Here is a 25,584-nt window from a genome sequence, read left to right as displayed (position 1 = left end):
CCGCCCCGGCAGCTCCCGAACCGATGGAGTCCCCACGCCCACCGCCCGTTCCACCTCCGAGGTGAAGGCATACCAGCGGCACCTGCGCGACGTCGCGCAGCAGGCCGAGGCCCTCGCCGTGAAGCTGCCCACCGCTCGCGCCGCTTCCGCCGCCGGCGTTCCAGACGCCCGCGACGTCGCCGGGCACCTACGCGCGATGCAGGAGCTGCAGACCAGCGCGCTCGCCGCGGCCGAGTTCTCCGACCAGTTCCCGGCGCATCCCACCACCATGACGGCGGCCCGGCTCACCGCGCTGTCGCTGGCCCGAGCTCACGGCCGCGTCACCGAGGCCACACGGCACCTGTCCTACCTGCTCCAGCACGCCGTGAGCGCCGACGTCTGGGCTCTGCCCGACGCCCAGCCGGTCGACCCCGCAGCCGTCTACGGTGCCGCCTCCACAGAACTGCGTCGGACCGCAGGGCAGTTGCGTATCGACGCCGACCACCTCGCCTCCGCCGGCGTCTCCGCCGTCCCGGCCAAGCCACGCCGGTCCGCCGCGCTCAGCGTCACCCAGCGCCTTCGCCGCGTCCTGCCCGGCCACCGCACCGCCCCCCTCCCGATCGCCGCGCTGCCGCGCAGCAGCGCCCCCGCGCCCCGCCGCTGACCCCAAGGACCCACCCTGACCACCACCTCCACCGAGACCCAGGCCCAGTGGCTGCTCGGCACCGCCGCTGACCTGCACTACTTCAGCGAAGAGCTGTTCAGCATCTACTGCCACCGCGATCCGCTCCCCGACCGCCTCGGCACTGTCCTGGATTCCATGGCCGAAGTACAGAAGAGGCTGCTGGCGAATGCCGTCGACGAGTTCGACGACGCCCCCGCCGAGTCCACCAGGCCCGAGGACATCGCCTGGCGGCGCTGCTCGCTCGCCTACGCCTACGCCGGGCTGCTGACCGCGAAGGCGATCCTGCGCGCCCAGCCCGCCCTGGTCGCCGTCACGCTCAAGCGGATCAGCCCCGAGGCCGGCCGGTGGCCGCACCGCACCGCCTACTTCAAGTCCCTGTCGTCCTCCCGGGGAGTTCTCGAAGAAGCGGTCTGGAAGATCAAGGAGGTCGCGGCGGACCTGACCGGCCCGGAGCCGGACTTCCTCACCCTCACCGGCGAGGAGGCGATCGTCCTCACCCGCTCCGCCTCCCTGTACCAGCGGCCGGCCGAGCCGGTCACGTCTCGCAAGGCCGCCGGCCCCGGCGCCGCCGTGCAGGTCTCGGCGCCCGCTGTGCGCGCCTCGACCGCCCGTAGCGGGGCCCGCCGATGACGGCGCCGGGCGGCGGGTGGCCGCGTATCGGCAGCATGTGCTCCGGCTACGGCGGCCTGGACCTGGGCGTCCAGGCCGTCGTCGGCGGAAGCGTGGCGTGGCATGCCGAGATGAACCCCAACGCCGCCTCGATCCTCGCCCACCACTGGCCTAGAGACGCCAAATCACGGCGACATAACCGCAGTTGACTGGAGCAGCGTCGAGCCGATCGACGTCCTCACGGCAGGCTTCCCCTGCCAGGACCTGAGCGTCGCCGGCCGCAGGGCCGGTCTGATGGAGGGCACCCGCTCCGGACTGTGGCTGACCATCGCCCGCGCGATCGACGTCCTCAAGCCAAGGTTGGTGATCATTGAAAACGTCCGCGGAATCCTCAGCGCAGCCGCTGCCTCGCCAGCCGATGGCGACGTGGAGTGCGGCTGGTGCGATCTGGGAGACGGCGGAGGTGAGCCTGCTCTGCGGGCACTCGGCGCGGTTCTCGGAGACCTGGCCGACCTCGGGATGGATGCGCGGTGGACGGTGCTACCCGCAGCCGCCGTCGGCGCCCCCCACCGCAGGGAGCGGCTGTTCCTCGTCGCCTGGCCTTCCGACGCCGAAGGCCCGCGATGCGAAGGGGCCGGATGCGAAGCGGGAGGACCTGGGGCATGCGGTCACCCTGCTGAAGACCCCGACCAGCAATTTGGGCGTGATCGGCGGGAGTCAGCACCCGGACAAGCGGCGCCAGGGCGGCCACGGGCCGAACTTGAGCGACGAAGTGGAGCACCTGCTGTTCCCGACCCCGAAAGCCTCCGACGGGACGCACGGCGGGCCCAACAGCCGTGGCAGCAAGGGCGATCTGACCTTGCCGTCGGCGGCGGCCCAGCTGCTGCCGACGCCGAGGGCCTCGGACACCGGGACGCCCGGACGAAAACCCGGGGCGGGGTTCCGTCCGCCGCTGTCGGCGGTGGTCCTGCCGATCTGGGAGCAGGACAGCTCGGACTGAACCGGTGGGGCCCGTACGGGCCGGCCATCGCCCGGTGGGAGCGCGTCACCCGACCCGCACCGGAGCCGACCGACGAGCGGGGCCGGCTCGCCCCCGCCTTCGTCGAGTGGATCATGGGCGTGGGTGAGGGCCACGTCACAGCCGTTCCGGGTCTGTCCCGCTCCGCACAGCTGACCGCACTGGGCAACGGTGTTGTTCCCCAACAGGCCAGCTCTGCCTTGCAGTTGCTCGGTGTGGCCGATCTGCTCACCGCCGCCCGCTGGTGCGGGCGGCGGTGAGTGGAGGGGGCTTATACACCAAGTTCGGCCCGATACGTCGGGCCGTCGAGCGCAGATCCTCGTGTCATCACCCGCCGACGAGAGGCACCCGCCCCTTTGACCACCCCCGAGCCCGACCCCACGTCCGCGCCGGACGGCTACACCAACTCCCAGATCGACGTGCTGACCGCGAAGCTGTCCGCTCTCGCGGCGGGATTCGACCTGCAGGCCGAGCAGCTGGCCAGCATGACCACCGCCCTTCCCCCAGAGGACGGCGACGATCTGGACGCCATCGGCGGCGCAGAGCCGCTGTTCATCCTCGCCTTCGACGACCCGCAGTACGACCAGGAACTGGAGCTGATGACCCCATGGGTAGACGAAATCTGGACCAAGATCTACGGCCCCGAGACCACCGCCGGCAAGCCCTGGTGCCCGCGCTGGAAGGAGCACCCCGAGGCCGTCGCCCGGCTGCACGCCCTCTGGCTGTCCTGGCAGGCCGCCCTCGACTCCGAATCGGGAGCCGCCGGCCCGAGTTCCTGGCAGCGCGACCACCTCGAACCCGCGCTCATGAAGCTCCGGTCCGCCGACGGACCGTTCGCCGCCTGCACCAGCAGCGGTGGCCACATCAGCCACCGCGTGCTGCCGCACCCCGCGCTGACCGACACCACCCCTGCCGACCGCCCCCTCACCTGACCGAAAGAGCCGATCCTTGCCCGACTTCAACCTGCCCGGATGGCGTCCCGCGGATGCCGCCTCCGCCGAGGCCCAGGTGCAGTTCCTCGCCGCGGAGGATGCGTACGAGCTGCTGACCGAGGTCAACCACGACCACGACGGCCACTCGGACGACTTCCTCCTCTTCGAGGACGTCTCCGGCTACTCCGCGGTCACCGCTCACCTGCACTACGACGAGGACGGCGAGACGTTCACCCTCGCCACCGCGACCCTGCCCACCTTCGCCCTGGCCGCGGCCTGGCTCGTCCAGCGCGGCGCGGAGAGCGACGCCTTCCTCAACCGGTCCGGCCACCCCGGCGCCCCGGCCGACGCCCGCAGCGCCTCGGCTGCCGCCCGCCTGCTGGAGTCCGGCTCCCGCTACCGGCTCGTCGACCACGGCGCCGAGCCCGGTGAGACCTGGGCGATGCTGCGCGACGGTAGCGCCGCCGGAGCCGAGCGACCCTTCCTGCTGCACCTGGAGACCGTCGACCCGGACCGCGGGTACAAGCTGCGCGAGGGCTCGTTCAGTTCGCCGCAGGAGGCCCAGCAGTGGCTGGAGAACCGGCGAACGTCGCTGCCTCCGGTCGCCGACGGAGCCGTCGCCGTCGTGGTCAGCCCGCAGGCCAACGCCGCCCGCGCCCGCACCGCATCCGGCCAGCGCCGGACGGCCGCTACGGAACCCGCCCCCGCGGTCACCGCCCTGGCGACGACCGCTGCGCGAAGGGCCGCGCGGTGACGACGACCACCCGGCCGCTCGCCGCCTTCAGCTCCCATCCCGAGGCTCTGGACGACCTTCTGTCCGTACCGCAGCACGTGCGGATGCTCGCCCTGAGCTACCTCGGCCGGCTGGTGCGCGCAGAGGTCCGCGGCCCCCTCCTCGAAGAGCAAGGCGAGCGCGACCTGCGCGGCGCCAGGAAGCTCTACCTCGACGAGGCGCTGGACTACCGGCTCGTCTACGTGGAACGCCGCGCACCCCACAACCCTCGTCACCTGCAGGGCATCCACCTGGTCGCCGTCGGCGAGCGCCGGGGGGTCGCGGTCTACGAGACCGCGGCCCGCCGCCTGCGGCAGGCCGCCAGCCACGAGGTGAAGCGCGGGATGCCGGCCCGCTTCCAGGCCGCCCTCGCCGCCTCCACCCGGACCTCCCCGGCCCAGTCCGCCGCCTCGGTCTCCGCGCCGGCCGGGGTGTCACCGGCCGTCGCCCTCTCCCCGCCCGCCCGCCAGCGCTGACGTCGCCCAACCGCCCAACCGCACGCCTGAATCGGAGATCAACCAGTGTCGACCGCCACCGCCACCACGCCCGTCACGTCGCAGTCCTCCACCAGCGCCGTCCAGCGGGCCGCCGAGCTCCTCTCCATCCGGTGGGCCACCCGGATCGTCCACGCGCTGCGGCAGGGCGCGGCGAGCAGCGGCGACCTCCTGGAGGCCGACCCGATGATCCCGGTGAGCAGCGCGTACGCGGTCGTCCGTGCGCTCGCCGGGGCCGGTGTCGTCACGCGGATTGCGACCGGCGCGTCCCGGTTCGACGTCGCGCTGACTGCGAAGGGGCAGGCGCTGGCGCCCGTGCACGCCTCCGCCCTCGCCTGGGCCCAGCGCTACCCCCGTCCGGGTGTGGCGGGCGAGCAGGCGCCCGAGATGGTCGAGGAAGTTCTGGGCCTGCTGGCCAGCTCCCACGCCGTCCCGCTGCTGAGCGGGCTGGCCGGCAGCGACCCGATGGCCTACCCGCAGCTGGTCACCTCGCTCAATGCCCGCGACAAGGCGGCGGCGTACCAGCGACTGCTCTCCCTCGAGGAGCGCGGGCTCGTGGCCCGCAGCGGCACCCGCCGCGTCTACCGGTGGAGCGCCACCGAGGCGGGACTGGCGGTCGGCCGGGTGTACAACGACCTGTCGACTTGGACCTCCGCCGCTCACCACCTGGCCGCGCCGGCCCGGCCCGGTACTGCGCTGGCCGCCGCCGGCACCAGTGCCGTCGTCATGAAGAGCCCGGCGCAGGGCGAGCTGTTCTCCTCGCCGCGGGGCGCCGAGCACCCGGTGAGTGCCCGGGCGGCGGCGGCCGACCTGCGCACCATCACCCTTCACATCTCCTTCTCGCACGCCCCGGCTCCGCAGCCGCCCGCTCCGCTGCTCGTCGCCGCCTCGGCTCACCGCCGCTGACGAGCCCCCGCCCGACCGGGCTGCCGATCCCACCCGAGGTCCATGATCACGTCTTCCCCGTCCTCCGTTCCCACGATCAGCACGTCCACCCCTGCCGACGGTGACAGCTCCCAGCCGGTGTCTCCGGTAGGTGCCGGCCCGTCCCGTGAGCGGTCCGTTCTGCGAACCCCACACGTCACCCCGCTGTTGGTAGGCACCCTGGTGGGCCGTTTGCCGGCGGCGATGGCTCCGATCGCCATCCTCCTGACGGCCCGGGCCGATCACGCCTCCACCGCGCTCGGTGCCGTCCTGGCTGCCCTGTACGCGGTGGCCGGGGCGGTGGGTCAGCCGCTGCTCGGCCGGGTGGTCGACCGCTCGACCCTGGCCGCCGTCGCCGTGCCCGCCGCGGCGGTCTCGGGTGGAGCGTTCACCGCTGTGGCCTTCGTGGACTGTGCCGCACAGCCGCTGGCCGCTGGCGTGCTGTCGGTCCTCGCGGGTCTGGCAACGCCGCCGCTCGAGGCCGGGCTCAGGGCGATGTGGACCCGGTTGGTCGAACCGCGCCGTCATCACAAGGTCTTCGCCCTCGACTCCGCCTCCCAGGAGGTGGTGTTCGTCGCCGGCCCGCTGCTGGCCACCGCCGTGTGCCTGCTCGCCTCGCCCGACGTGGCGCTGGTCGCCTGCGCGGTGGCCGGCAGCGCGGGCACCCTGGCCGTCGCCGCCCGCCCTCCGGCCCGCTTCCGGTCGGTAGCACGCGCGGTGCACTGGCTCGGTCCGCTGCGCTCGACCGGTCTGCTGGTCCTGCTCGCGGCCTCGGTGTTCTTCGGGGTGACGCTCGGCTCGTTCACCGTCCTGGCGCTGTCCTACGCCGACCGGCACCACGAAGGGTGGCTCGCCGGCCTGCTCCCGGCGGCGCTGTCGCTCGGCAGCCTCGTCGGCGGCGCGGCGTGGGCCCGGCTCAAGCGCCCGTGGCCACCCAGCCGAGCCCTGCCCGCGGTCGGCGGCGCGTACGCCGCTGCCTTCGCTGTCCTGCTGCTGCCCGCACCGCCGTGGCTGATGATCACGGCGAGCGTCCTGCCGGGGCTGTTCCTCGCCCCGTGGCTCGCCTCCGCCTTCGTGGCCTGCGACGCACTGGCTCCCCGCGGCACCGCCACCGAGGCCGCCGCCTGGCTGATCGCGGTGATCGGTCTCGGGCAGGCCGCGGGCACCGCCGTCGCCGGCCAACTCTCCGCCTCCGGCCACGCCGCCACGGCCGCCGTCCCCCTGGTCGGCGCGGCTTTGGCCGCCGCCGTCCTCGGTGTGGGGCGACGTCGGCTCACCCTTCCCTGATCTCTCCCCTTTCTTCCTGGAGCTGGACTTCTTGCACAACCGCACCAAGGCGGCCGAGCCCGCGCCGATCACCATCGTCTGGGACTGGAACGGGACGCTTCGCAACGACCTCGGCGACCACGTCGCCGCCCTCAACGCCACGCTGCCCTCCCTGGGCGGCGAGCCGATCAGCGTGGAGACCTACCAGGCGCTCCACCGGATGCCCATTCGCGACTTCTACGCCGACCTGCTCGGCCGCCGGCTCGGCGACGAGGAGTGGCACTGCGCCGACGAGGCGTTCCTCGCCGAACTCGCCCGACGGCCGGTCCGGCTCCAACAGGAGGCCCGGCAGCTGATGATGGGCCTGCGGGCACAGGGCGTACGTCAGAGCCTGCTGTCGCTCGCGCCGCACGAGCGGCTCGTCCGCGAGGTGGAGTCGGTCGGCATCACCGGGCTGCTGGAGCGGGTCGACGGCCGGCCGGGGCCGGCGGTTCCGAGCAAGGCGCCCGCCATGATCGCGCACCTGCAGGCCCTCGGGCCGGCCGTCGACCCGGCCCGCACCCTGGTGATCGGCGACAGCGTGGACGACGCCGTCGCCGCCCGCGCCGTCGGAGCCGTCCCGGTACTGCACACCGCAGGACTGCACGGCGTGAAGCGCCTGGCCACGGCCGGCGTGCCGCTGGTGGACACCATCCGGGACGCCGTCGCCACCGGCATCGCCATCATCACCTCGCGGCAGCTGGCCGCGGCGTGAGCGCCAACAGCGGACGCCCGATCGCCGCGTGGAGGCCCCGGGTACCCGGCAACACCGACCTGGGCAGCCGGATGGTGTGGTCCGAGCTCCAGGTCGAGCGGGTCCGCGACCTGCCCGGGCTCCGCACAGCGACCCTCCACGGCGCGGTCGCCGACCAGATCGCCACCACCGCCGTCAAGCTCGACGACGTCCAGACCCGGCTGGTCGCCCTCGTAGCCCCCCTGCGCGACGACCTCCAGCGCATCGAGGCCGGCCACGACACCACCATGCCCGTCACCAACGGCATCCTGCGCAACAGCGCTCTCGACATCGACCTCCTGGTCACCCGCCGCACCGAACTGCACCGCTCGCTCACCGTGCTGATCGGCATCTACAAGGAACTGCCCGCCTTCGTCCCGCCTCCGCCCCCGGCGCCAACGGCGAAGGCGGCAGCAGCGGTCACCCGGCTTCCGCCGCGGCAGGAGGAAGCGCTGCGGCAGATCGGCTCGACCACCGTCACCGTCCACAACGGCATGCGCGCCGGGGCTGTCATCATCGTCACCCCCGACACGGGCATCAAGGCCGCCACCGTCGATGCCCTGATCGGCAAGGGCCTGGTGAACCACTACGCCCGCAAGGACCTGTTCCGCGGCCACGACCTGACCCTCACCGCCGAGGGGCAGGCCCGGTACGAGGCACTGCAACGGCCCACCGCCCGCTCGGCCGCCGCCCGCACCCGGCCGGTCGCCCTGCCCACCGCCCCAGAAGCGGCCCCCGCCGTCACCGTCGCCGTGTCCTCGCCAGCTGCCCGGTCCCGAAGCTGACCAGCCCCTCAACCCCAAGCCCGCCCGTCCGGCCCGCCTCAGACCTCAACTCAGGAGACCTCCATCGGTAGCTGGGACACCGGCCCGTTCCACAACGACGCCGCCGTCGGCACCGCCGAACGCTTCGACAGCCTCTTCGACAGCGAGCTGCCGCCGTGGCTCCACCGCCTCTTCGATGTCGCCGTCTGCATGCCGGAGGGCCCGCTCGACCCCGACACGGCCCAGGAGGTCGTCGCCGCCGCGGCCGTCATCGCCTCGCAGTGCCCGAGCGGAAGCGACATCGACCTCAGCAGCGGCCCACGCGAGGCCGTCCCTCCGCTGCCCGTGGATCTCCGGCCGAAGGCTGCCGCAGCCCTCGACCGCGTCCTTGCCCACGCCGATGCCGAGGTGGACCGCTGGTACGTCCGGGAGCGAGGCGAGCAGTGGCTCGGCAACGTGCAACGGATCCGCCTCGTCCTGGTGGACCCGGCCTCCGGCCCAGGGCCCGCGGCACCCCGGCGGCAGCGGAAGGTATTCGCCGGCCAGCAGCTCCTCCAGGACCGGTTCGGCGTCGAGGACGCCTGGGACCTGCGCGAGCGGCATCCCAAGGGGTCGACGGCCCATGCTCTGGCCGACCTGCTGGAGCGCCAGGCCAGCGAGGTGGACACCCTCGACCGGGAGCTGCGCTCGGCGGCCACCCGCGCGGGCGAGACGCTGGCCCAGGTCGCCGACGGCAAGCACTCGGCGGTCCAGACCAACGGCGTCCTGCGCTTCACCGGCGTCGAACTGGAGACCCTCGGAGCCCGCTACGCACTCGCCAGCCGCGACCTGCAGGACCTGGCCAACCGGTACGAGTACGCCGTCAACACCCAGACGGACCAGGCCAGTACCGCCCGAACGGCGGCTGCCCGAACCCGGACCGCACCCCAGGTCGCTGCCGAAGCAGGCCCGCCGCCGGCGACAGCCGCACCACCAGCCTCCTCCACCCGTCCGCACCACCCGTAAGGACTCCTCCTCCGTGTCCACCACCGGACTCCCCTCCCACCGCCGCTGACGCGAGAAGGACACCGCCCATCACCACCCTGGAAACCCTCGAAGACACCCGCTTCGACGTCGACGACCTCCGGCCCGTCACCGCCGACGACGAGTCGAAGCTCGACCACCTCTCCCTCAGCCTGGACATGTACACCTCCCTGGCGGTCCAGCACACGACGAATCCGCACACCGAGCTCCTCCGCGACAGCTTCTATGTCGTGCACGACGGCACCATGACCTGGCACGACGTCCCCGGCCTGGCCCAGTACGCGGCTATCCACGTCCAACGCGACCTCGGGGACGGCACGTACCGCTTCGACTACAGCCGCCACCCCATTGCCTCCCTCGCACAGAACTGGCTCGCTGTCCGCGGCGCCGACCCGGAGCAGCTCATCGTGGACGTCGAGGACCCGATGAGCACCGACCCGGCCACCCGGGGCCTGGAAGACTTCCTGGCCGCATCGGGAGACCGCTTCCGGCTCGTGGACGACTACACCCACGACAGCCCGGACTTCTACAAGACGTGGATCATCGCCGCCGACAACCGACCCGATCCGGGGCAGCAGCCCGTCCGCGTCTTCTACGAGGACATCGACACGGCGAATCACTCGTACACCCTGCGCCAGGGCGGCTTCGCCACCGTCGAGGCCGCCCGGAGCTGGGTCGACCGGCTGGGGCATCCGGACAATCCGCTGCCACCGCTGATCGGTGCCCCCAGCGCCCGCGCCGCCGGCGCCGGGGCGCACAGCTCGGTCGCGGTCACCGTGTCGACCCCCACCACTCCGATGCCCGCTACGCCCGAGGGCCGCCCCTCTCGACCGCACCGCCGCTGACGCCCCCTCACTCCCTGGAAGGACCGCGTATCACCTCGCCCGACAGCGCCCAGTCGCCGTCCGCCGCCGGACCTCAGCGGCGACCGCGCACGACGGCGCGCCGCAGCGTGCAGACCACGGTGCGGTTCACCCCCGCCGCCATCGCCGCCATCGGCGAGCGCGCCGCCGCCGAGCGCCTCACGATCGCCGGGTTCATCGGCAACGCCGCCCTGGCCGCCGCCCAGTGCGGCGACCCGCTCCACCGGCCCGACCGCGACCCGCGCCGCCCGCTCGTCGAAGTCCTCGACCGCGTGGCGAGCGAGCTGAACGCCGCCGTCGCCACCGTCCGCAGCTCGGCCGACGGGCCGGGGCGAGAGGCTGCGCTCGCCCTCCTGCCGGTCCTCGCCGAGCGGACGTACACCGTCCTGGACACCGTGCTGGAGTCGTCGTGATCCCCGACGTCTCCCGGGGCAACGGCATCCGCCCGCTGCTGGCCTACCTCTACGGCCCCGGTCGGCGCGAGGAACATGAGGACCCGCACCTCGTCGCCGCGTGGGACCTGCACGGCGCCCCCGACCCGGGACGCCATCCGCGCGCGAGCGTCGGCCGGCTCGCGGACCGCCTCGACCAGCACGCCCAGTTGCGCGCCGCCGAGCTGGGCACGATGCCGCCGAACCGGGTGTGGCACTGCTCCGTCCGCACCGCACCGGAGGACCCCTTCCTCAGCGACGAGCAGTGGGCCCAGGTGGCCCACCGGGTCGCCCGCGCCACCGGCCTCGCACCGGAACAGGGCCCCGGCTGCCGGTGGGTGGCGGTGCGCCACGCCGTCCACCACATCCACCTCGCCGCCGTCACCGTCCTGCCCTCCGGCGCCCGGCCCGGCATGCACCGCGACGCGATGCGGGCGCAGGCCGAGTGCCGGGCCATCGAGGCCGAGTGGGGGTTGCGCCCCGTCGGGCTCGGCGAGCGGACCAGCACGAGCTACCCGACCACCGCCGAGATCATCAAGGCGGAGCGGCACGGTTGGAGCGAGCCCTCCCGCGTGTGGCTGCAGCGGCAGATGCAGCTGGCGCTGTCCGAGGCGGCCGACCTCGACGGCTACTTCGCCGCGCTGGCCGAACGCGGGGTCATCGTCCGCGTCCGGCGCGGCGAGGACGACGCCGCCGCCGCTGGCTACAGCCTGGCCCGCCCCGGTGACGTCGGCGCCGGAGGGCAGACCGTGCACTTCGCCGCCGGTCGCCTCGACTCCGCGATGACCCTTCCCCGCGTCCTGCACCACTTGTCCACGAAGAAGTCCGCCGAAGGAATCCGATCATGACCAGCCCTCAGAACCCCCTCAGCTCCCTGGCGGATTTCGCGCACGCCCTGGCCGAGCGGCTCCCGGACCGGTGGGAGGCCACCGAGCTGGACCTGCGCGACGACGCCGAGCTTCGCCACCACTTCTACTACCGCGTGTGGGACCGCCGCCGTGCCCGGGAGCTGGGGCTGGACCGCGACACCATGGCGGAGATTGCCGTGCTCGACGGCCTCGACGGACGCCGGCTCCTGGTGCTGCCCGCGGCCGAAGCGGGCCGGTCCTTCCTGATCTGCCCCCTCATCGCCTTCGACGTGCCCGTGTACACCAGCATCTCCCCGCTCAGCTCCGTCGTCGTTCCCGCCGACCCCGCGACGGCTGCCGACGAACTCGCCGGCTCGCTGCTGCCCGTCTACGAGAGCGAGCTGCGGGCCATGCTCGACCATGTCGTCGGCGTCCTGGACGCCACCGAGGCGAGCATCGCCGCGTGCCTGGCCGCCGAGGCCGAGCACTCCGGCGACCCCGAACTGGCCCAGGAGCTGTACGAGATGAGGGGGGTGCGCTGGCTCTCCCACCCGGAGGACACCGACCTGCTGCGTTGTGCCGCCGCAGACGTACTGGCCGCTCTGGGCCTGCTGGTGGGACACCGCGGACCGCTGTCCGAAGCCCTGGTCGGCGTCACCACCCACGTCCGGATCTACTGCGAGGTGCACGACAGCTGCGAGGGGCTGATCGAGGCCGAGGTGATCGGCCGGGTCCTCACCGCGGCCGGTCTGGCCGACACCGGCAGCGGCATTTTCGATCCGGCGATCAAGACGAAGATCGCCGCGATCGACGCCCTCCCGATCGAGCAGCAGCGGGCCCTGGTACGGGCCGCCGCCGCGACCTACACCCGGTGAACCGACGCCGACTGACCTGATCAGAAAGACCGCCTGTTGTACATCGCCTCCTTCCACGACGCCCGCGACGAACTGGACCTCGACGAGTTCGACGCGGTCGACCCCGAGTCCGCCCGGACCATCAACCGGCTTTTCGACTTCGAGAGTTCGCTGTGGATCATCGCGAAGCAGTGGGCGTCGGACACCTTGCGCCGCCCAGGGGCGCGGTTGCACGACTACTTCCTCCTGCTCGACTCGTACGCCGCCTACAACGAGCGGCCCGGGGCGCCGCAGATCGTCGCCGCCCACTTCGACCGTGCCCCGGACACCCGCACGGTCCGGGCCACCATGACGTCGCACGCGCTGATCCCGCTCGCGCAGAACTGGCTGGTGGGCCGCGGAGCGGACCCGGGCAAGGTCTTGGAGCCGGAGGGGTGGAGCGATCCGCTGGATGCCGAGACCGGACAGCTGGAGGACTTCCTGCGCGGCAGCGGCGAGCGGTTCGAGATCCACGACACCTTCAGCCGCCACGAACCGCCGTACGAGACCTGGGTGATCGCCACCGACAACGAGCAGGCTCCCGGCCCGGCGCAGGTCTTCTTCTGGCGGCTGCCCGACGACAAGAGCCCCGCCTACACGGTCCGCCGGGGGCAGTTCGACAACCTCGACGCCGCGTACGAGTGGACCCGGGACACCTCCACGCCCCTTCCGGCCGCCGCCCGCGCCCAGGCCGCCCGGCTTCGCGCCGCACCGATCCAGCCCTCGCCCGCGCAAACCCCCACACCGCCGCCGGCCACCCCCTTCCCCCGCCGCCCCCACGGTCGCTGACACCGCCCTCACCCCACTCTGGAGCTCTGGCCCTTGCCCGACACCTACCTGCCGCACCACGACCCCGACGTCGAAACCCTGGTCCGCCCCCGCTACCTCGCCGGCCTCGGCGACCGCGCGTCCGTCGACACCGCCTTCGAGCCGCTGCGCGGTTGGCGGGTCGTGGCCCTCGGCCCGTACCTCACCGAGGTGATGGCCACCAGCCCGTGCCACCGTGTCCGTGTCGGGTACCGTCCCGACCAGCCGCAGGCGTGGCAGGTCGCCGCAGCCCCGGACCCGTTCGCCAGCCCCGCCTGGCGCGGCGGATTCAGCCGGGCCACCCCGCCGGAGATCGTCAAAGCGTTCCTCGGCCAGCTGGCCGACTCCCTCCACTACGACGAGGTCGACGACAGCACGGGCACCTTCGTGTCGCTGGAGGGAACGCTCGCAGACGCCAACGAGTCTCTCGCCGAAGCAGGTTGGCCGACGACCCGGTCCGACGGCCACTGGCTGACCAGGTCGGGCGACGGCGCGGTCGAGTACGACGTCGCACCGCTCGTCGACCCGCCAGTCGAGCTGGCGGCCGACGTGCAGCGCGGCTTCACCTGGCGCATCTCCCCGAGCGACCCGGACGTGGGCTGGAGTGCTGCCTTCAGCTCGTGTACGCCGCTGCACCTGATCGCCGCGGTGAACGGCGCCGTCGCCGACAGCAGCCCGGTCGTCCGCGCCACCGACGACCTGCCGCAGCGGGTGGTCGCCCGAGCGCTCGCCGAGCAGGCCGAGGTCGACCGGCGCGCTGCAGAAGCCCGCACAGCGCTGCCGACCGCCGCCGAACTCCTCGCCGATGGCAACGGCTTGGACGCTGCGGTCGCCGTGAGCCCGCTGTACCTGGCCGGGCCCGGCACGGTCGCGCGGGCGGTGGCATCCCTGACGGGCGAGGCCGGCTGGAGGTCCGTGGCCATCCGGAGCGGACGGCTGTGGGAGAGCGACTGCCAGACCGTCCGCGTCGCGCACCTTCCGGAGCGGACCCGGGACGCCTGGCAGATCACCGCGCTGGCCGACCCGCTGGGCATGCCCACCTGGAGGGCCACCTTCAGCTACAAGACGCCGGCCGAGGTCATCGGCGAGGTGACGCGGCTCGTCGCCGAGACCAGCAGCAACGGGATGGCCGGCACCGAGTACACCTCGCCCTTCCAGCTGGACCAGCGCGGCTGGACGAGTCTCACCGCCGGCGTGTGGACCGTGTTCAGCGCGCCGGACCCGAAGGTCAAACTCCAGCACAACTCCGCCGAGTTCGGCCGCTACGAGGAACTGGAGGGCCAAGCTCCTCCCTCCTGGACACTCACTGCGGGCATCGACGACGGGTTCTGCGCCTGGTCCGCCGACTTCACCAGCGGCGCACCCTCGTACCTGGTCACCGCTGCGGCGCTGGCCACCGTCGACCCGGTGCCGGTGATACGGGCCCGCCGGTCGCTGCCCGAGACGCACCTGCCGTTCCTGCAGGTCGTCTCGCCGGGCACCGGCCGCGCCGACGCCGCCCGTTCGGGCACCGCGCCCGCCCCCCGCGCCGCGCTGCCCAATCCGGCTGGCCCGTTGCGGACCGCCATCGTGGACCGGGGGCGGCGGCGGTGAGGGACGACCGCGCCCTGGAGGCGTTCACCGAAGCGGTGGCCGGCCGACTTCCGGGTGCCTGGCGGCCGGAGCTGGCGGACGTGCGCACGTCGGCGGCCCTGACCGAGGTGTACGAGCGGCTCTGGGACCTCGGGATCACCCAATGGGCCCTGCTGGAGTTCGTCAACGACCGTCTCGGGATGCTGCGTGACGGCCAGGGCCGGGAGCTGGTCGTGGTCCCCCGTCCCTTCCGCGCAGGCCGCTACTTGATCGCGCCGCTGGTCCCGGCCGGCACGGACCCCGGCGCGGTGGAGGACCTGACGCCGTTCGGCCTCACCGTCAGCGGGTCGCCGGCCCAGGCGGCCGAGGCGGTCCGCCGCCGGCTGCTGCCCCGGCTCGACTACGCCCTGCTGCTGGCCGAGGAGCGTGGGGTCTATCCCGGACCGCCTTCCGACGACGGGCGCCGCCGGGTCCACGCGGCCACCGCCCGGACGAGCGTGCCAGCAGGCACCCCACCGGCCGTCGTCTACTCCGCTGGTCCCCTGCGTCCAGCCACCCCGCTTGCGGGCCGAGGCCGAGTCCCGGCCCCCTGACCGAACGAGATTTGTGCCCACTGCTTCCCCTGTGTCCGCCGACCCGCTCCTCTCCGTCCGCCCCGCCCACCTCGCCGGGCCCGGCGACACCGACCTGCCCTCCCTCCTCACCACCGAGCACGGCTGGTTCCGCCCCTACAACTCGCCCACCCATGTAGTCCTCGTGAGCGGCACCACCGGCATCGCGCTCTCCACCGGATCGGGCACGGCCCCGCTGTCCCTGACCGGGATCGGCTGGTCGGTCGGCTTCTGCCACCAGGTGCCGGCCGAGATCACCCAGTCCCTGCTCGACGAGGCCGCCACCGGCCTCCTCCACCGTTCGGACCGCTTCGCCGACACCGGCCGCCTCGTCGGCCACCACGCCCGCGCGGCCCTGCTCGCGGCCGGCTGGTCCGGCCATCAGCGGGACGGCTACGAGCTGGTCTCCGCCCCCGACCGCCGCGCCGCCCTCTCCTTCCCGCTGGAGGCCCCCGGCAGCGAGGTGATGCTGACCGGCGCCGCCGAGAAGGGCACCTGGACGGTGCGGTTCGGCGCGACCGCCCCGGAGCCGCTGCTGACTGCCGCGACCGCCGCCCTTCTGGCCCCGGTCGTCCGCCGGGCCGGGCAGCTCCCGGCGCGCCACCGGAACCTGCTGACCACCCAGACGCTCGCCGAACGGCCGCCGCGCACCGGACGGTCCGGTGCGGCTCGCGCCCGGAGCACCGCGGCCCGGCCGGTGTCCGCCGCGTTGCCGCTGTCCGACCGGCCGCACACCGGCAGCAGCGCGTCCGTGCCTGCTCCGCGGCGCCGCCCGTCCTGACCTTGCCCCTCTCGCTCCTGGAGACCTCGCTGCCTGCCGACCCCGACACCGACGACCTGGTCGCCGTCCGCCCGCTGGAACTCGCCGGCCCCGGCACCGCGTCATTCGACCTTCTGCGCCACCTCGCTGCCGAGTACCAGTGGCGAGTGGTCTCCGACGGCGAGAACCCGCAGTTGGAGAGCCCCTGCGGACGGCTGCGGCTGCAGCACGGCGACTTCCTGTCCGGCAAGCTCCCGCTGGTCGACAACTGGATGCTCACCGCCCGCGAGTCCCCGTTCGCGCCGTGGTTGTGGTGGGCGTGCTTCAGCCCTCAGACACCGCACGAACTCACCTACGGCTTCGTGCTGGAGACCGCCCGGCGCCTGGGCAGCGAGCCCGACAGCGTCCTGGTCCACCGGGATGTGGCCGACGACGCGGGCGACCTGCTCGCCGCCTGCGGCTGGCTGGAGCAGAACCACCCTCTCCCTGGCGTTCGCATGGTCACCCCCACCGGCAACACCGGCGCGGCCCACACCTTCGAACTTCCGGAGCGGGCCCTGTCGTTCAGCATGAACAACACCAGTTCCGAACTGGCCTGGTCGATCTCCATGTCGCCCCGGACACCGGAGGCGCTGTTGCGGGTCGTCGCGACAGCGCTGGTCGAGGACTCGGCGGTGCGCAGTCTCAGCGAGATCCCCGCCCACCACCGCGGGCGGGTCTCGACCGCGCCGGCCAGCACCGCCCTCCCGCCCCGCTGGACGACGCTGCTGCCCGGCCTCGGCGCCGAAGGGACGCTCGCGCCCACCGGCTCGGACGAGGCCGGTGCCGAACGACCCAGCCCACCGCCGGCGTTGGTCGCGGTCACCCCTCGCCACTACGCCGGGCCCAGCGTCGACGCCGTCGACCAGCTTCTGCGCCGCCTCAAGGCCGAGGGATGGGTCGGCGCGGAGGGCGTCCTCACCAGCGCGTGCGGCCGGTTGGGCGTCGCCTGGCCCACCGAGTCGGACAAGCCGCGAGGCTGGGGACGCGAGCGGTCGTACGCACCGTGGCGGGTCTGGGGCACCCAGCACCGCGGCGCGGGCGTCGCCTGGCGGGTGACCGGCTGGCGCCTGGTCCCCCAGGAGATCATCGAGGGTCTGATCGGCGAGGCGACCATGATGCTGGACGAAGCCGACAAGGCCGGCCGGACACCGTTCGAGTCGGGTGTCCTGGCGCTGGGGTTCCTACCGCTGGCAGCCGCGGGCTGGACCAGCGAGGTCACCCCCAAGGGCGCCGCCACCTTCGAGTCGCCCGACGGACTCCTCAGCGCCCGCTGCGGCCCCCCGAACGCCCTGTACGAACTCCGCGGCCGACCGGCCGCCCGCATCTCCTGCCGACGGGCGCTCGGATTCTGGGAGGTCGAGATCAGTGCGAACACCCCCTCGCGGCTGGCCGCCGCCCTGTGCCGCGACGCGGCCGACCCCGGGCCCCTGATCCGCAATCCCGACCACCTGTGCCTGGACGCCACCGACCGGGAGGTCGTCGTCGTCACCCCGGTCACCGCGCAGTCCCTCACTACCGCTACCAGCCGCCGGGCCGCCGCCATCACCCGCTCCCTGCCCAGCCTGTCCACCACGAGCACCAGCGCGCCCGCTGGCAACCCGGCCGCCGCTCACCCCGCGACCGCTGGTGCCCCACGGCGGTGACCGCCGACGGCGCCCCGGACGACGCGGCACCGTTTGGCCCACCCCTTCCTTGTTCTTGGAGACCGACCTGCCCACCGACACCGACGAACTGGTCGCCGTCCGCCCCTTGGAGCTGGCCGGCACCGGCACCGCGCCCAGCGACCTGGGCGACCACCTCGTCTCCGCGTACGGGTGGGAGCACGACCCGGACAGCACCCCCGAAGAACCCCTGCTCGTCAGCCCCTGCCGCCGCATGGCCCTGGAGCGCGGCGACTTCCCCCTCGGCCGCAGCAACCTCCAGAACCACTGGAAGCTCTCCGCCTACGACAGCGGAGAGCCGGACGCCACGGAGCTCTGGTGCGCCTGGTTCAGCCCCAGGACGCCCTACGAACTCACCCACGGCCTCGTCCTGGACGCGGCCGGCCGACTCGACAGCGACCCGGCCACCGTCCTTGCCGACCGCAGGGCCGGTGACGACATCGCGCGGATACTCTCCGACGCCGGATGGACGATCAAGCAGGGCCCCTGGCGGACGTTCATCCACTCGCCCGGCGCCGCCACCCTCCTGGTGCCCTCCCACCCGGAGCGCACACTCGCCTTCGGCATGAACAACACCAGCTCCGAGCTGGCGTGGGAGGTCATCGCCTCGCCGTGGGCTCCCGAGGCGTTCCTGCGCATGGCCGCTGTGACGCTGGCCGCGGACGCGGCGCTGCGCCGCCGCAGCGAGATCCCCGCCCACCACCTGGCCCGCGTCACGATCGAACCCGCCGCCGTCGCCACCCTGCCGCGATGGCGCCCCCAGCTGGCGCCCCCGACCGACCTGGAGAACCCGCTGCCGACCACCCCCGACCGAACCGCCGTCGAACCGGCCCTCAGCCCCGAACCAGAACCGGAGCTGGTCACCGTAACCCCCCGCCACTACGCCGGCCCCGGCCGTGGCGGCGCCGAACAGATCAAGGACCATCTCGCCTCCCAGGGCTGGACGTTGGGCACGAACTCGATGACCAGCCCGTGCGGCAGGCTCGGCGTCGCCTGGCCCGACGGTACCGACACCCCGACGCGGCAGAGCGCCGCCTGGCGGGTCTGGGGTGCCCAACACCGGGGAGCGAGCGTCGCCTGGCGCATCACCAGCGGCGACCTGGCCCCGCCCGAGCTGATCGCCGGCGTAGTCGACGAGGCGCACGCCATGCTGGACGAAGCCGGGCCGGACTCCCGCCAGCCCTTCCAAGCCGGAGTCCTGGCCCTCGGTCTCCTGCCCCTTGCCGAGGCGGGGTGGCAGAGCACCGTCGAGCCCCACGGCTCCGTCTCCTTCCGCTCGCCCGACGGCTACATCAACGCCCACTGCGACGTCCCGAGTGCCCTCCACGACCTGCGCGGAAAGCCCGCCGCCCGAATCAGCTGCTACCGGGCCCGCGGGTACTGGATGGCGGAGATCAGCGCGAACACCCCCTCCCGCCTCGCCGCCGCACTCTGCCGCGACCTCGCCTCCCCGGAGCCCCTGCTGCGCAGCACCACCGGCCTCCACCTTGACGCGACCGACCGGAAGATCGCCGTCGTCACCCCGGTGAGTGCCGAGGCCCTCACCGCTCCGGCCCAACGGCGCACTGCGGCCCTCGCCCACGGCACCCAGCTGCCCCGCTCGAGTGCGGAGCCCGGCACCGCCGCCACCACAAGCACCCTGGTCAGCGCCCCCGCCCCCAGCCAGCGGCGCTGAACTCACCACGTAGAGACGACCATGACCGACTCCCCACACCCCGCACTCTTGGACAGCCGCCGTCTGCTGAACGCCGCCTACGAGGGCCTGGGCAGCGCCCCGATCGCCGACCTGCTGGTCGCCGCGAGCCGGACGCTGGAGCCGTCCAGGGGCTGCCTGGCCCTCGCCGACGCCGGCTTCCGCCTCGCCCAGCAGGTGTACCCGCGTCCGCAGAACCCGCTCGACCCCGCCGTGCTGACCGCCTTGGCCAACGCCGACACCATCAAGGGCACGGCGCGGCTGGCCTGCTTCTGGCGGGCCCTCGCCACGACCGCCGGCCCCGACGAATTGGTGATCGAGCTACCGGAGTTGCCCGCCCCCACCTCCGGCCCGCAGCAGCAGGCTGTCGCCTGGCTACACAACGGGCACCTCTTCTCCCGCTTGGGGGCCGCATCGTACACGGCCCTTGAGGTGGCCCTCATGACCGCCATCGACGACGAGGCCCCCTGCCTCGGGCCCTCGCCAACCTGGGCCCGACGGTCCGCGGCATCGTGCCCGAGGGCCCGAACCTGCCGACGGCGTGGTCCGCCACGATCGAGGCGACCGCCCGCCATGCCGTCGCCTCCGCGTACGGGCTACCCCGCGAGGCCGGCCTGCTGGACGCACGCATCCCCGAGATCCTGGCCGACGCCGCCCAGGCACCCCAGCGAATCCAGGCCGAGCTGCTGGAGGACGCCGCCGGCGCGTTCCGCTACGCGAGCGACGAGCTGTTCACCACCCCGGCGGAGAGCCGCCGTGCGGACGCAGCCCGTACGCGCACCACGACCAGGCGCCTGCGGCCAGCCCCGCAGCCGGCCTCGGTTGCACCGCGGACGCTGCCGCAGCAGCGCCGCGCCCGCTGACCGTCGAGTCCCGCACCCCGGAACACGGCCGGCACCCGCCGCCCAAACCCCGACCCGAACACCACGGAGAAGCCCTGACCTCGCATCCTCTCGACTCCGCCCAGGGGCCCTCGCCCGTCCACGAGGCGGGGGCACCCGCAGAGCGCACAGCCCAGCAGTTCGTGCCGATCCGGCGCACCGCCGACGGCGAGACCACCACCACGAGCTACAACGCCGCCGCGTTGCGGATCCTGCTCCGGGCTGGCTTCGAGGAGGCACCTGACCTGGCCGAGGCCCCGGGCGAACTGGTCCGGGCAGAGCCCGTGAGCGGGCCGGCCGCGCCCCCACCGCCCCGGTGATCGTCCCGCCCGTGATCCGCTCCGGGAGCGGCCCCGCCATCCCGGCACATTGCCAACCCCGCCTGACCGCGAACCCGTTGGAGGTTCCTCGCTTTGACCACACCCGCACCGCCCGCCACGCCACCACACGCCAAGCCCGGCGAACTGCGGGCCAAGATCGCCAAGCTGCTGGCTGACCGGCCGACGGACCCGCTCACCATCGGGGAGATTTCGCGGGCGCTGGGTCACTCCCACGGTGCTGTCCAGCAGGCGGTCAACACCCTGGTCCAGCGCGGGGAGGCCGACCAGCTCGGCACCGGAAGGCAGTTCCGCGCGAACGGGAAGACCGCCCTCGCCGCGGCAGTCGTGGTGATCAGTCCACCGGGCACCCACTCTCCCCGGGCCCAGGCGGCCACGGCCCGAACGGCCCCGCCCGCACCGAAGGCACCCAAGCAGGTCGGCCCGATCCGCCGCGCGGGCGGCCAGCTCTACCACCCCCGCGAGTTGGCCTCCCTGCCCGACGTCGAGGCGCTGGCGCGGCTGCGTGCCGCCGACGTGCCGGTACTGCTCTACGGCCCCCCGGGCACCGGCAAAACCTCGCTGGTGGAGGCTGCGTTCCCCGACTTGATCACCATCGCCGGCGATGGCGACACCACGGTCGGCGACCTGATCGGCGACTACACGCTGGACGACAGCGGGGGCTACGTCTGGCAGTACGGTCCGCTGGTCACCGCGATGACCGAGGGCCGCGCCCTGCTGATCGACGACGCCACCCTGATCTCGCCCAAGGTCCTGTCGGCGATGTATCCGGCGATGGACGGGCGACGCCAGATCCAGGTCAAGGCCCACCGGGGCGAGACCGTCACGGCCCAGCCCGGCTTCTTTGTGGTCGCGGGCCACAATCCCGGCGTCCACGGGGCGGTCCTGACGGAGGCGCTCGCAAGCCGGTTCTCGGTGCAGATCCAGGTCGGGACGGACTATGACCTCGCCCAGGCGCTGCGAGTCGATGCGCGGGCTGTGCGCGTCGCCCGGCACCTCGCCGGCCAGGTCGAACTGGGTGAGCTGGGCTGGGCCCCCCAGCTGCGGGAGCTGCTCAGTTTCCAGAAGACCGAGGCTGTCCTCGGCAGCCCGGCCGCGTGGGCGAACTTGATCGGGATCGCTCCCCTGGAGGACCGCGACGTCGTCGCCGCCGCCGTCAGCAAGATCGCCGGCGTCAAGAACGTCAAACCCCTCACCCTCGGCCGGCAGCTGCCCGCCACCACCACCCCGACTGCCCAGCAGCCCACCGGAACCAAGAACCGGGGCCGCCAGCGATGAGTGCCCATCACCACGTCCTGCCCCCCGCGACCACGCCCGAGGACGACGCCGACCTCGCGCGCTGGGACGACGACGGCGCCCCGCCCGCGCAGCCCTCCTCCTCCCCGGCCGCGTGGCTGCGTGTGGGTGCCGAGCTCGGCGACCGGCTGGTCGCGCTGTCCGGCCGCCAGGATCTGCTGGTCACCTGCCGCCCCGGCACCCGCAGCGGCGCGCCGGCCGCCTACTACCCCCGTCTCGCGGAGATCGAGTTCGACTCCGGCCTGTTCGCCCCCCTCCAGCCCCACGAGATCCACCCGCAGATCGTGGGCGACGAAGAGCGCTATCCCGCCGCCTGGGGAGTGCTCGTCCACGAGGCCGCCCACTCCGCCCACTCCGTATGGGAGCAGCCGGCCGGCGCGGACCCCCGCGTCGTCGAGGCCGCGCTGCTGCTGGAGGAGAGCCGGGTCGAGGGCGCCCACCTGATCAGGCGGCCCACCGACCGCAGGTATCTGCGCACCAGCGCCCGGACCCTGGTCATGCCCGACATTGCCAACCCCCGCGTCCAGGGCATCAGGCACGCCGCCAGCGTGGCGGCCCTGATCCTTGGCCGCCGGGACGCCGGCATCCTCGATGCCGGCGAGACCCGGGCCGTCGCCGACCTGTGCGAGAGGGTGCTGGGCGACGAGCTGCTGGCCACCCTCACCGGCATCTGGACCGCGGCCCACCAGGTCGCCGACCACGACGACGCCACCATGCTCGCGCACGGCAAAGCGTGGTGCGACGCCCTGGACACCGCATCCCCTTCCCTGCCCCTGCCGCAGGGCCTCACCGATCTACTGTCCGACGCCGCGGGGGTCGTCATGGACAGCATGGACGCCAACGACGCCGCCGACGCCGCGGCACAGGCCGCCGCGACCAACGCCCTGGCCGCGCGGGCGGAGGCAAAGGCCCAGGGCCGCGCCCAGCAGGCTGGCCAGCGACGCAAGGCCGCCGCCACCGCGAGGTCCGTCTTCAACCCCAACGGCACCACCGTCAGCCCCGGCGGCACATCGAGGCCATCCCACAGCCCGGTGACCGGTACCCGCAAGCCGACCGCCGCCGAGCAGACCGCCGCCGCGCACCTGAGCCGCGCACTGCGAGCTGCGGCCTTTCGAGAGCGGACCGAAGAGCGGACTACCAGCCCCACCCCGCCCGGCCGACTCAACGTCCGCCAGGCCCTCGCCCGCGATGCCCAGCGCGCGAGCGGGTCGATCCCCACAGCAGAGCCGTTCACCGCCACCCGCCGCCGCAGCAGCGCCACCCCGCCGCTGCGGGTGGGCATCGCGGTGGACGTCTCCGGCTCCATGTCGGCCGCCTGCGGACCCGTCGCGTCCGCTGCCTGGATCGTGGCCCGTGCCGCTGCCCTGACCGGCCCCGACTCCCGCACCGCCACCGTCGCGTACGACTACAACTTGACGGCGCTGACCCGCCCCACCCACCGGGCTCCGGACAAGGTGACAACGTTCGCCGCCCGCGGCGCCAGCCACAACCTCGGCGATGCCCTGGACGCGCTCGACCACGGCCTCGACCTCAGCCGCCCCGGCACCGGCCGCCTTCTCGTCGTCGTTACTGACGCCCACTACGACCCGGACGAGACCGCCGAGGCGCTCACCCGCATCAACCGCCTCACCACCGCCGGCTGCGCCGTACTCCAGCTCACCCTCAGCGCGAACTCCCTACACCTGCCGGGGACCACCCTGCTCCACCTGCCCCGGCCCTCCAGTGCCCCTGCCGCCATCGCCCAGGCCGCCACCGACGCCATCCGCAAAACACGCTGAGCCGCCGACTGGAGCGTTGGGCTCGGGGCGGGCAGACCTCGTCACCAGGTTCGCCAGCCTCCCGGTCCGGACCGAGGCCGGCCATCCCGCGCTCTCCTTCCCCCACCAGGCCGGCGACCCTCCGCCGCGCCACCCCCGCCGACACAACGCGCCTGTGCCCGGACCAACTCGGTCCGGGCACAGGCGTGTTCGCCTGTGGCAGACGAACCCTCGAACGGACTACGCAAATCGGGGCAGTCCAAGTCAACATGGACGACCCCGCAGCGCCTGCCCGAAGGAGGCCCCCTCTGTCCGTCGTGATCTCCGCCCCCGCTGTCCGCGGTCCCCGTCCCGGCGACGCCATCCCGCACCGCACCTGGCCGCTCGGCGAGGGCAACCCCAACGCCATCAGCGCCTTCCTCTACGAACACGGCTGGTCGTGGGTGATCGACGCCGAGGGCGGCCTGCACGCCGCGTCGCCGTGCACCCAGGTGTACGTCGGCTACCAGCCGGACAACCGGCACGTCGACACCTGGATCATCGCGCTGCACGGCACCGCCCGCCAGCCCGGCTGGCGCGCCACGTTCAACCGGCACACCCCCGCCGAGCTGGTCATCGACCTCCTCACCTCCATGGTCAACCGCTCCACCCCGCGCCCGCCCACCACCACCTCGTCGACCTCCTGAAAGGACGCGCCATCCCCCGCGCTCCCCGCCTGTCCGCCCGTCGCCGCCTCACCTTCGCCGAATACCTGATCAGCGCCGCCACCGTGGGCCTCACCTTCCACGCCCTGCTGGTCGACGAACAGGCCGCCACCCGCATCGGCCTGCTCCTGATCGTTCTCCAGCTGATCGTCGCGCGGGTCCTGCTCGTACGTGTCCCCGCCGTTGACGAGCCGTCCGGCCGGATTCCCCAGCAGCGCCGCCCGCACCACTGACCTTCGCCTCCCTCGCATGCCGCCGTGGCCCGGCACGGCGGCCCAGTCATCGACGCGCGCCTTGCGTCGAGCACCACGACCACGGAGGCCCGTTGGAACCCGAAACCCTCCACCCGCTCGGCGACCGCGTCGGCAACATCGCCCGCGCGTTCGGCACCGCCTACGGTCCCGCGAACAGTGCGGGTGAGCGGACCCGCTACCACGTGCTGGCCTACCTCGCCCCGTCCGACCGCTACCTGCTGGCCGTCGGCGGCATCGACGGCGGACACGGTCGACCCCATTCCCGCGAGGGCCACTGCGGGTGGAGCACCACCGACCGGCTCGCCGAACTCGTCGTCGCCCACCCGGTGCGCGCCGACGGTGGTGGTCGGACCTTCTGCCACCACCACGTCATCCCCGGTACCCCCGAACGCCCCTGCCGGGTCTGCCGGATCCGCCCGCCCCGCACCGACTGCACCTTCTTCTCCCAATCCCGCTACGCTCCACTTCCCCAGGAGGCTCTGTGACCACCAACCCGAACATCTCCCGCCGCGGCCTGCGCCGCGCTGCGGTCCTGTTCATCGCGCTCACCACCATCTCGGGCGCCATCGCCGTCGCGGCCGGTCTGGGCCACGAAAACGCCGGAGCCGCCGTCGGACTGACCGCGTGCGGCGTCTCCGCCCTCGCCCTCTACCGTGTGAGCAGACTGCTCGACACCGACGCCGACCGCTCGGTGCTCACCGGCCTCGCCTCCGGCCCGGCGCCCGTCGATGAGCTCGCGGCCGACCTCGGGCTGCGAGTCGCCGTCGTGCGGCTCAGCCTCACCAGGCTGCTGAACTCCGGCCGGGTGCTCCAGGGCGAGCACGGCGACTTCCGCCTGCTCGACCACTAAGCGAGAGCCCTGCGGGGCAACGACGACGGGGCGGCACCGCGAGTGAAAGCGGTGCCGCCCCGTCGTCGTTTGGCGGATTCCACCG

The 25,584-nt window shown here is 73.4% G+C and carries 29 protein-coding genes; all 29 read left to right on the top strand.

Features of this window, described 5'->3' with window-relative positions; genetic code table 11:
* Window positions 1-61 precede the first annotated feature (61 nt).
* The 29 genes from ACFC1T_RS10720 to ACFC1T_RS10580 all read left to right on the top strand — a co-directional run bounded on the left by ACFC1T_RS10720 (window position 62) and on the right by ACFC1T_RS10580 (window position 25,499).
* Window positions 62-643 carry a hypothetical protein gene (locus ACFC1T_RS10720; protein WP_375886279.1) on the top strand — a complete coding sequence of 194 codons (582 nt, stop codon included), beginning with the start codon at window positions 62-64 and terminating at the stop codon, window positions 641-643.
* Window positions 644-799: 156 nt separating this feature from the next.
* Complete coding sequence (locus ACFC1T_RS10715; protein ID WP_375886276.1) at window positions 800-1,294, top strand: hypothetical protein; 495 nt, start codon at window positions 800-802, stop codon at window positions 1,292-1,294.
* Window positions 1,295-1,468: 174 nt separating this feature from the next.
* The gene (locus ACFC1T_RS10710) at window positions 1,469-2,551 is read left to right on the top strand and encodes a DNA cytosine methyltransferase (RefSeq protein ID WP_375886621.1); all 1,083 of its coding nucleotides are present in this window, start codon (window positions 1,469-1,471) and stop codon (window positions 2,549-2,551) included.
* Window positions 2,552-2,647: 96 nt separating this feature from the next.
* Window positions 2,648-3,223 carry a DUF4913 domain-containing protein gene (locus tag ACFC1T_RS10705; protein WP_375886273.1) on the top strand — a complete coding sequence of 192 codons (576 nt, stop codon included), beginning with the start codon at window positions 2,648-2,650 and terminating at the stop codon, window positions 3,221-3,223.
* 16 nt (window positions 3,224-3,239) lie between these two features.
* The gene (locus ACFC1T_RS10700; protein ID WP_375886271.1) at window positions 3,240-3,977 is read left to right on the top strand and encodes a hypothetical protein; all 738 of its coding nucleotides are present in this window, start codon (window positions 3,240-3,242) and stop codon (window positions 3,975-3,977) included.
* A complete protein-coding gene (locus ACFC1T_RS10695) occupies window positions 3,974-4,471 on the top strand; it encodes a hypothetical protein (RefSeq protein ID WP_375886269.1) in 498 nt (165 codons plus the stop codon). The genes ACFC1T_RS10700 and ACFC1T_RS10695 overlap by 4 nt, the downstream gene beginning before the upstream one ends.
* Window positions 4,472-4,516: 45 nt before the next feature.
* Window positions 4,517-5,395, top strand: coding sequence for a winged helix-turn-helix transcriptional regulator (locus ACFC1T_RS10690; protein WP_375886266.1), 879 nt, complete (start codon window positions 4,517-4,519; stop codon window positions 5,393-5,395).
* Window positions 5,396-5,437: 42 nt separating this feature from the next.
* Window positions 5,438-6,700 (top strand): MFS transporter, encoded by a 1,263-nt coding sequence (locus ACFC1T_RS10685; RefSeq protein WP_375886263.1) that lies wholly within the window; start codon window positions 5,438-5,440, stop codon window positions 6,698-6,700.
* A gap of 31 nt (window positions 6,701-6,731) precedes the next feature.
* Entirely contained in the window at window positions 6,732-7,433 is a 702-nt protein-coding gene (locus tag ACFC1T_RS10680) for an HAD family hydrolase (protein WP_375886261.1), read from the top strand.
* A complete protein-coding gene (locus tag ACFC1T_RS10675) occupies window positions 7,430-8,236 on the top strand; it encodes a hypothetical protein (protein ID WP_375886259.1) in 807 nt (268 codons plus the stop codon). The genes ACFC1T_RS10680 and ACFC1T_RS10675 overlap by 4 nt, the downstream gene beginning before the upstream one ends.
* Before the next feature lie 63 nt (window positions 8,237-8,299).
* On the top strand, window positions 8,300-9,220 hold the full coding sequence (locus tag ACFC1T_RS10670) for a DUF4259 domain-containing protein (protein ID WP_375886619.1): 921 nt from the start codon (window positions 8,300-8,302) through the stop codon (window positions 9,218-9,220).
* Window positions 9,221-9,396: 176 nt separating this feature from the next.
* Window positions 9,397-10,083 (top strand): hypothetical protein, encoded by a 687-nt coding sequence (locus ACFC1T_RS10665; protein WP_375886256.1) that lies wholly within the window; start codon window positions 9,397-9,399, stop codon window positions 10,081-10,083.
* A gap of 107 nt (window positions 10,084-10,190) precedes the next feature.
* Window positions 10,191-10,514: a hypothetical protein gene (locus ACFC1T_RS10660; RefSeq protein WP_375886254.1), complete on the top strand. Its 324-nt coding sequence runs from the start codon at window positions 10,191-10,193 to the stop codon at window positions 10,512-10,514.
* On the top strand, window positions 10,511-11,380 hold the full coding sequence (locus ACFC1T_RS10655) for a hypothetical protein (protein ID WP_375886252.1): 870 nt from the start codon (window positions 10,511-10,513) through the stop codon (window positions 11,378-11,380). Before ACFC1T_RS10660 ends, ACFC1T_RS10655 begins: the two co-directional genes overlap by 4 nt.
* Entirely contained in the window at window positions 11,377-12,255 is an 879-nt protein-coding gene (locus ACFC1T_RS10650; protein ID WP_375886249.1) for a hypothetical protein, read from the top strand. Before ACFC1T_RS10655 ends, ACFC1T_RS10650 begins: the two co-directional genes overlap by 4 nt.
* A 36-nt stretch (window positions 12,256-12,291) precedes the next feature.
* The gene (locus ACFC1T_RS10645) at window positions 12,292-13,062 is read left to right on the top strand and encodes a hypothetical protein (protein ID WP_375886246.1); all 771 of its coding nucleotides are present in this window, start codon (window positions 12,292-12,294) and stop codon (window positions 13,060-13,062) included.
* A 33-nt stretch (window positions 13,063-13,095) separates the two neighbouring features.
* Window positions 13,096-14,673, top strand: a complete 1,578-nt coding sequence (locus ACFC1T_RS10640; RefSeq protein WP_375886243.1) for a DUF317 domain-containing protein — start codon at window positions 13,096-13,098, stop codon at window positions 14,671-14,673.
* Entirely contained in the window at window positions 14,670-15,245 is a 576-nt protein-coding gene (locus ACFC1T_RS10635) for a hypothetical protein (protein WP_375886240.1), read from the top strand. The genes ACFC1T_RS10640 and ACFC1T_RS10635 overlap by 4 nt, the downstream gene beginning before the upstream one ends.
* 31 nt (window positions 15,246-15,276) lie before the next feature.
* Window positions 15,277-16,044 carry a hypothetical protein gene (locus ACFC1T_RS10630; RefSeq protein ID WP_375886238.1) on the top strand — a complete coding sequence of 256 codons (768 nt, stop codon included), beginning with the start codon at window positions 15,277-15,279 and terminating at the stop codon, window positions 16,042-16,044.
* 2 nt (window positions 16,045-16,046) lie between these two features.
* The gene (locus ACFC1T_RS10625) at window positions 16,047-17,708 is read left to right on the top strand and encodes a DUF317 domain-containing protein (protein WP_375886237.1); all 1,662 of its coding nucleotides are present in this window, start codon (window positions 16,047-16,049) and stop codon (window positions 17,706-17,708) included.
* A 55-nt stretch (window positions 17,709-17,763) separates the two neighbouring features.
* On the top strand, window positions 17,764-19,401 hold the full coding sequence (locus ACFC1T_RS10620) for a DUF317 domain-containing protein (protein WP_375886234.1): 1,638 nt from the start codon (window positions 17,764-17,766) through the stop codon (window positions 19,399-19,401).
* Between the two features lie 530 nt (window positions 19,402-19,931).
* Complete coding sequence (locus ACFC1T_RS10615; protein ID WP_375886231.1) at window positions 19,932-20,282, top strand: hypothetical protein; 351 nt, start codon at window positions 19,932-19,934, stop codon at window positions 20,280-20,282.
* Window positions 20,283-20,443: 161 nt separating this feature from the next.
* Window positions 20,444-20,620 (top strand): hypothetical protein, encoded by a 177-nt coding sequence (locus tag ACFC1T_RS10610; RefSeq protein ID WP_375886228.1) that lies wholly within the window; start codon window positions 20,444-20,446, stop codon window positions 20,618-20,620.
* Window positions 20,621-20,776: 156 nt separating this feature from the next.
* Window positions 20,777-21,916 (top strand): AAA family ATPase, encoded by a 1,140-nt coding sequence (locus tag ACFC1T_RS10605; protein ID WP_375886617.1) that lies wholly within the window; start codon window positions 20,777-20,779, stop codon window positions 21,914-21,916.
* Window positions 21,913-23,712 carry a hypothetical protein gene (locus ACFC1T_RS10600; RefSeq protein WP_375886226.1) on the top strand — a complete coding sequence of 600 codons (1,800 nt, stop codon included), beginning with the start codon at window positions 21,913-21,915 and terminating at the stop codon, window positions 23,710-23,712. Before ACFC1T_RS10605 ends, ACFC1T_RS10600 begins: the two co-directional genes overlap by 4 nt.
* A 296-nt stretch (window positions 23,713-24,008) precedes the next feature.
* Window positions 24,009-24,377 (top strand): DUF317 domain-containing protein, encoded by a 369-nt coding sequence (locus ACFC1T_RS10595; RefSeq protein WP_375886223.1) that lies wholly within the window; start codon window positions 24,009-24,011, stop codon window positions 24,375-24,377.
* 83 nt (window positions 24,378-24,460) lie between these two features.
* The gene (locus ACFC1T_RS10590; RefSeq protein WP_375886220.1) at window positions 24,461-24,628 is read left to right on the top strand and encodes a hypothetical protein; all 168 of its coding nucleotides are present in this window, start codon (window positions 24,461-24,463) and stop codon (window positions 24,626-24,628) included.
* Window positions 24,629-24,720: 92 nt separating this feature from the next.
* Window positions 24,721-25,134, top strand: coding sequence for a hypothetical protein (locus ACFC1T_RS10585; protein ID WP_375886218.1), 414 nt, complete (start codon window positions 24,721-24,723; stop codon window positions 25,132-25,134).
* Complete coding sequence (locus ACFC1T_RS10580; protein ID WP_375886215.1) at window positions 25,131-25,499, top strand: hypothetical protein; 369 nt, start codon at window positions 25,131-25,133, stop codon at window positions 25,497-25,499. The genes ACFC1T_RS10585 and ACFC1T_RS10580 overlap by 4 nt, the downstream gene beginning before the upstream one ends.
* The last annotated feature ends 85 nt before the right edge of the window (window positions 25,500-25,584 follow it).

The organism is Kitasatospora sp. NPDC056076, assembly GCF_042266305.1.
GTDB lineage: Bacteria > Actinomycetota > Actinomycetes > Streptomycetales > Streptomycetaceae > Kitasatospora.
This window is presented reverse-complemented; position numbering and strand designations above follow the sequence as displayed.